The organism is uncultured Gimesia sp., assembly GCF_937910335.1.
Lineage (GTDB): Bacteria > Planctomycetota > Planctomycetia > Planctomycetales > Planctomycetaceae > Gimesia.
This window is the reverse complement of record NZ_CALEMX010000264.1, coordinates 1-5,466: the sequence shown is the minus strand read 5'-3', so window position 1 is coordinate 5,466 and position 5,466 is coordinate 1. Positions and strand designations below refer to the sequence as shown.

Sequence of the window (5,466 nt, the reverse complement as noted above, 5' to 3'; positions counted from 1 at the left end):
ATGATGGTTTAACTCAAAAACCAGTAAATCCAGTAAATAAGACATTTATCAATGATGCTTACCAGCAAATCATCAAACCGGTTGCCATCATTCTTCAATCCGGAGCGAATCCATTAATTCCTGGTGAAATCACAAAATCCATGGATGATTGGTTGAAAAAAAATCGACCTAAGAATTTCCGTGTGGCACCCGTAAATGTGAAACCACAAAATCAGAAGGTTGCAGCTGAAGGAAAATAATCCTGATAGATTATTTCTTTCACTCTCATTCAGAATCACATGGTCACAGATTCGTTTTGCAAAAATCATTCCTTCTCTATCGTCTGATATGAAAAATGTTCGCTGCATTTTTCTTTTAAATCATGTAAAATATCACCATGAAAATCACAGACGTTCGCGCATCACAGCCCATCGGAGAAAAATCCCCCCAGGACTGGCGTACCAGTTTAGGTCAAATCCTAATAGCCATTGACACTGATTGTGGTATCACAGGTTATGGAGTCGGCGGAGGAGGTTTGGCAGGAATTCATGTTGTCAAAACTGTTTTACGTGATCTATTAATCGGAAGAAACCCCGAAGATATTTCTCAGCTTTGGAGTGAAATGTATCAGGCGACTCTGGCTTTTGGCCGCAAAGGAATCGCTGTAATGGCTATCAGCGGCATCGATCTGGCATTGTGGGACCTGCGGGGAAAGTCAGAAAAATTACCCATCGTATCTTTGCTGGGAGGATTTCCAGGAAAAAAAATCCCAACCTATCATACCGTCTGGGACATTCAGGATTTATCTTCTGACTCTGAGCATGCCGGGTATAAATTACATCTCGGAAAAGCAGGTACGGCGAAACAGCAAGAGCCAATCGTCGCTTCCATTGAACAAGCTCGTTCCATGATTGGATCAGACCGGCTCCTAATGGTAGATGCCTGGATGAAATGGGATGTCGAGTCCACTATTACAATCTCATTAGAAATAGCCAAGTACCAGTTAGAATGGATAGAAGAACCATTATCGCCAGATGATTTGGCTGGCTATAAAGTTCTCAAAGATAAATCAGCTGTTCCTATTGCCGGTGGAGAACATGAATTTACATCAGCTGCCTTTCGCCCATTAATCGAACAAAAGTTGCACGCTGTATTACAACCTGATGTTTGCTGGTGTGGTGGTTTGACGGAACTGATTAAAATCTACACAATGGCAGATGAGGCCGGATTACGTGTTTGCCCTCATCGTGGATGTGAAATTTGGGCTCTGCATGCAATTGCCGCCCTTGATCGTAATCCGCTCGCAGAAACTGGTCGTCCATGGATGACTTGGGTTGCGGGGCAACCGGCGATACAAAATGGTATCATTGAAATATCTGACCGACCCGGATTTGGTCTGACGATCGATGAGAACAATCTGAAAATTTTATATTAATCATACTTTTATTATTCTCTTTGTCATTTCCCGGTCTCTGAAAGTGCTGTTCATCATGAAACATTTTCCTTCTTTCCGTTCAGTTTTTGTGGCATGTCTGCTCTCAGCGTTTCTCATCCTGACCGGATGTAATGATAAACAATCGCCCTCAAATTCGAATAGCACTCACATTAAGGAAGATCCCCCGATTCCGACTGCACCTGCAGGACCGGCCATCGTTAACGAAGAGGATATCCATGACCAATTGAAGAAAGATAATCCAAATTATCAAAACAAAGCTGAATTTGGCAAAGAAAAAGGCGAGATCATTTCGGTTAATCTCTTTAATTTAAAAGTGGAGAACATCTCTGCACTGAGTGGATTAAAACTGCAATATCTGGATCTCACCAACTGCCCGGTCTCTGATTTGAGCCCCCTTAAAGGAATGAAGTTAATCGAACTCTATCTGGAAGGGACTTTCGTCAGCGATCTTCTTCCTTTGAAGGGGATGCCTTTAAAGACACTGCGTTTAGAACATACACCGATCGCTGATATTTCACCGTTGGAAGGAATGCCTATTAATCAACTCAACCTTTTTGATACAAAAGTCAAAGATCTAAGCATTGTAAATACACTTCCATTAAAGACGTTGTGGATACCAAAAACTGAAGTCATCGATATTTCTTCCCTTAAAGGAATGCTGCTGGAAAGTCTGGATATACAAGATACTAAGGTTGCAGACTTATCACCTCTAAAAGGCATGCGGTTTCTAAGATTGAATCTGTCAAACTCTGAGGTTTCAGATTTAACGCCACTCAAAGACATGCCTCTACAACGCCTGATTTTCACTCCTTCCAAAATCACAAAAGGAATGGATATCATTCGCGAAAACAAATCAATTCAGGGAATTGGGACCACATTTGAGAATGTGCAGGCGGCGGCGGATTTCTGGAATGAATACGACGCCCGTCAAAGTACACAAAAAAATAAGTAATTTCACCTGCTTGAAAACATCGATCAATCGACAAGAGATTGCTTATTATCTGAGAAAACATCCGACTTCCAAATCCCGATTCGATTTCCCCAGTATTGAAAAAGTACTCCCAGTGTCAACAATCCATAACGGGAACTGCGTTTAAAATTGATACTGGAGGCTTCCTCAAAATAACGAACGGGTACGGGAATATCGCTCAATTTAAATCCAAATTGAACAGCCTGAGCAAGAAACTGACTATCAAAAACAAAATCGTCTGAGTTCTTTTCAAAGGGAATTTTTTCCAGAACTTCACGCCGATATGCGCGAAAACCACTATGAAAATCACCTAAATTCTGGCCGAGTGCCATATTCTCAATGATGGTGAGTGCACGATTAGCAATATACTTGTAAAAAGGCATCCCCCCTTCCAGAGCTTCAGCTCTGGTGCGAATCCGTGAACCCAGAATAACATCACAAATACCCAGTCGAATTAACTCGATCGCAACAGGTACGACGCGACTGTCATATTGGTAATCTGGATGTATCATCACTACATAATCTGCCCCAGCATCCAATGCATAGCGATAACAGGTCTTCTGATTTCCTCCATATCCGGTATTCCGTTCATGTTGAATCACGGTTAATCCCAGATTCTTTGCTACCTCTACCGTATTATCACTGCTACAGTCGTCGACCAGTAATATTTCGTCAACAGATCCCTCAGGAATATCAGAAATCGTTCGTTCCAGCGTACTGGCTGCGTTATAAGCCGGCATAACGGCAATCACTCGACCTCTATGAGGTACTGAATCAGATTGATTGGACATAGCAAAACGGGAATCTAGCTTTTTGCGAATTTTAAATTGAATTGCATGCTTTGTCCTCTTTTTGGAGACCTTGTTATTTTTGCGAAAGAAATACAACCACTCACAAAATTTTATCAAAGTTCGGATTCAGAAAATCCAGGAAACAGAGGCACAAACGGTGGTGCATTGTTTACGAGAATTATGCCTTATACAAGTCCAAAAAGAGCGAGTTTTAAAGAATCAATTAAACCGGTGAAGAGGTCAGCCCACAGACGCGGTTTCGTCCTTCTGCTTTTGCCTGATAAAGTGCATTGTCTGCCGCTGCAACCAGCGACTCAACATTCTCCATAGAATGCTGAGAATAGGTCGAGATGCCAAGACTGGCGGTAACTGGAATATGTGTTTGATTGAACTCTATGAGTGCAGATTCAATGGACTGACGAATGACCTCTGCTATACGTTCTGTTCCGGCTAATCCTATATCAGGCAGCAATACTGCCAATTCTTCACCGCCGTATCGAGCAGCAATCACATTATCTGATGAGCGTATCTCATTAATTCGTTCTTTCAATATTGATGATACTCGTCGTAGAACTTCATCTCCTGCCTGATGGCCATAAGTATCGTTCAAGGCTTTAAAATGATCCAAATCAATCAGTATTAACGAACAAGCCATCTGCATATTTTGAGCGCGGTTAAATTCGTCTTCAATCAATTCATCAAAGGAACGACGATTTACCAAACCTGTTAAACCATCTTGTTTAGCCTGCCTTTCAATCGTTGCATGACTTAACACTTTTAGTAATGTGTTAGAAAGAAACTGAGAGGACCATGAGATGAGACGAATTGATCTTTCATCATAGGGTTGATTATCCTGAGTAGTCAGACAGATTGCCCCGATTCGTTTTCGATTGGTAACCAGGGGAGATATCAACGCTGCACCAATTAATGAATGGATTCCATGATTTTCTAACTGTTCACCAGAAAGAGCTGAATTCTCTCCTGAATTCAGACCTAATCGAACCAGTTTGAGTTCATGCTCTCGCCATCGTGCTTTCACTCCAGCCTGAAGTGTCATCCCACATTGAACAATGGCTTTACACCCTTCTTCTTCATCCGGTGTCGAGAGGAATAAGCCTGCTCTACTGGAATCTGTCAATTGACGTAATCGATCCAGAAATTCCTCTAACATTTTTACAGGAGTTTTAAATTGCTGATCAGCCAATGATCGTAATTCAAGTTGTTCTCGTGTAACCCGCAATTCATAGCGGTGATTCTCAAAATCCTGATTCTTCACAATATTACGTGAAACACAAACCAGCAGTCGCTTTGCCAGTTTGATTTGTTGCTCCTCATCAACACCGATTGGATAAAGGTCTGTTGTGAGAAATATACCAGAAATATCAGCTTTATCATAAACAGCCATCAGACAGAGTTTTTGAACTCTGGACTTATCTTGTTCATGGATGCAATCATAGATTTTTGAATCGTGTAATTTCTGCCCTCTTAAAATTAAGATATTCTCTTTCTGTAATTCTTTTAATATCCTCTGATCAATCTCAAATGCGTTTTGTACGTCGTTTGTAATACCCCGTGATTCCCTGAGAATTAGTTGTCTATCAACCAGATTGAAATAAATACCAAATCCGTCACGTAGCGAAGGAACGTATCGTTTTAGGAGTAATTCGATGGCCTGATCGAATTCAGACTGGCTGACAAATTCCCTTAAGATATGATTCTCGATCAGCGTAATGGCACGATCAGACTGAACATCATTTAACTCTTCTTCTACCTCATGAATATTACGTTGAATCTGCTCGCTCTCTTTTCGAACAGCACTCATTTTTAATGTATATACTATGTATTGCAATAAACAGATAAACGCGATCGCCATGACGCTCATACTGGATACACCGTGTGCAACGTTATCCGTAAAAACTTCAATAATTGATGCAAAAAGATAAGACAACACTCTCCTGCGCTTTCTAAAATACAGGCCGGTTCAATTTTATCGAGATAATTAATTACGTGGTAATTAATAGATTTTTGATAGTATTCATTAAAACCTAGCTCAAAATTGGAACAAGATGAATGCATTTTTCTTTTGCTCTTGAGGAATATCACCTCTGTATTTGGTTACGCCTTGAATTCGTTATAATCCAAATAAAACTCACTTATTACACTTCCAGCGCGATTCCTGTTATTTTCTAATAGAACTATGCCTAAACCCATTACAGATAACTTTTTATTGAGTGTCAGGTCCCTTCATGAATCAGATCACCTTTCCTTAT

At 40.7% G+C, this 5,466-nt stretch carries 5 protein-coding genes; 3 read left to right on the top strand and 2 right to left on the bottom strand.

Annotated elements, in window-relative coordinates:
• The 3 genes from Q0668_RS10760 to Q0668_RS10750 form a co-directional block, all read left to right on the top strand.
• A partial coding sequence (locus tag Q0668_RS10760; protein ID WP_298864103.1) for a hypothetical protein occupies nt 1-239 on the top strand: 239 nt, incomplete at its 5' end.
• A 137-nt stretch (nt 240-376) separates the two neighbouring features.
• The gene (locus tag Q0668_RS10755; protein WP_298864101.1) at nt 377-1,414 is read left to right on the top strand and encodes a mandelate racemase/muconate lactonizing enzyme family protein; all 1,038 of its coding nucleotides are present in this window, start codon (nt 377-379) and stop codon (nt 1,412-1,414) included.
• Nucleotides 1,415-1,469: 55 nt separating this feature from the next.
• Nucleotides 1,470-2,387: a hypothetical protein gene (locus Q0668_RS10750; protein ID WP_298864098.1), complete on the top strand. Its 918-nt coding sequence runs from the start codon at nt 1,470-1,472 to the stop codon at nt 2,385-2,387.
• 23 nt (nt 2,388-2,410) lie between these two features.
• On the opposite strand, the gene Q0668_RS10745 is transcribed toward Q0668_RS10750, so the two are convergent.
• Entirely contained in the window at nt 2,411-3,196 is a 786-nt protein-coding gene (locus Q0668_RS10745) for a glycosyltransferase family 2 protein (protein ID WP_298864096.1), read from the bottom strand.
• 223 nt (nt 3,197-3,419) lie between these two features.
• A complete protein-coding gene (locus Q0668_RS10740; RefSeq protein WP_298864093.1) occupies nt 3,420-5,144 on the bottom strand; it encodes a sensor domain-containing diguanylate cyclase in 1,725 nt (574 codons plus the stop codon).
• Between the last annotated feature and the right edge of the window lie 322 nt (nt 5,145-5,466).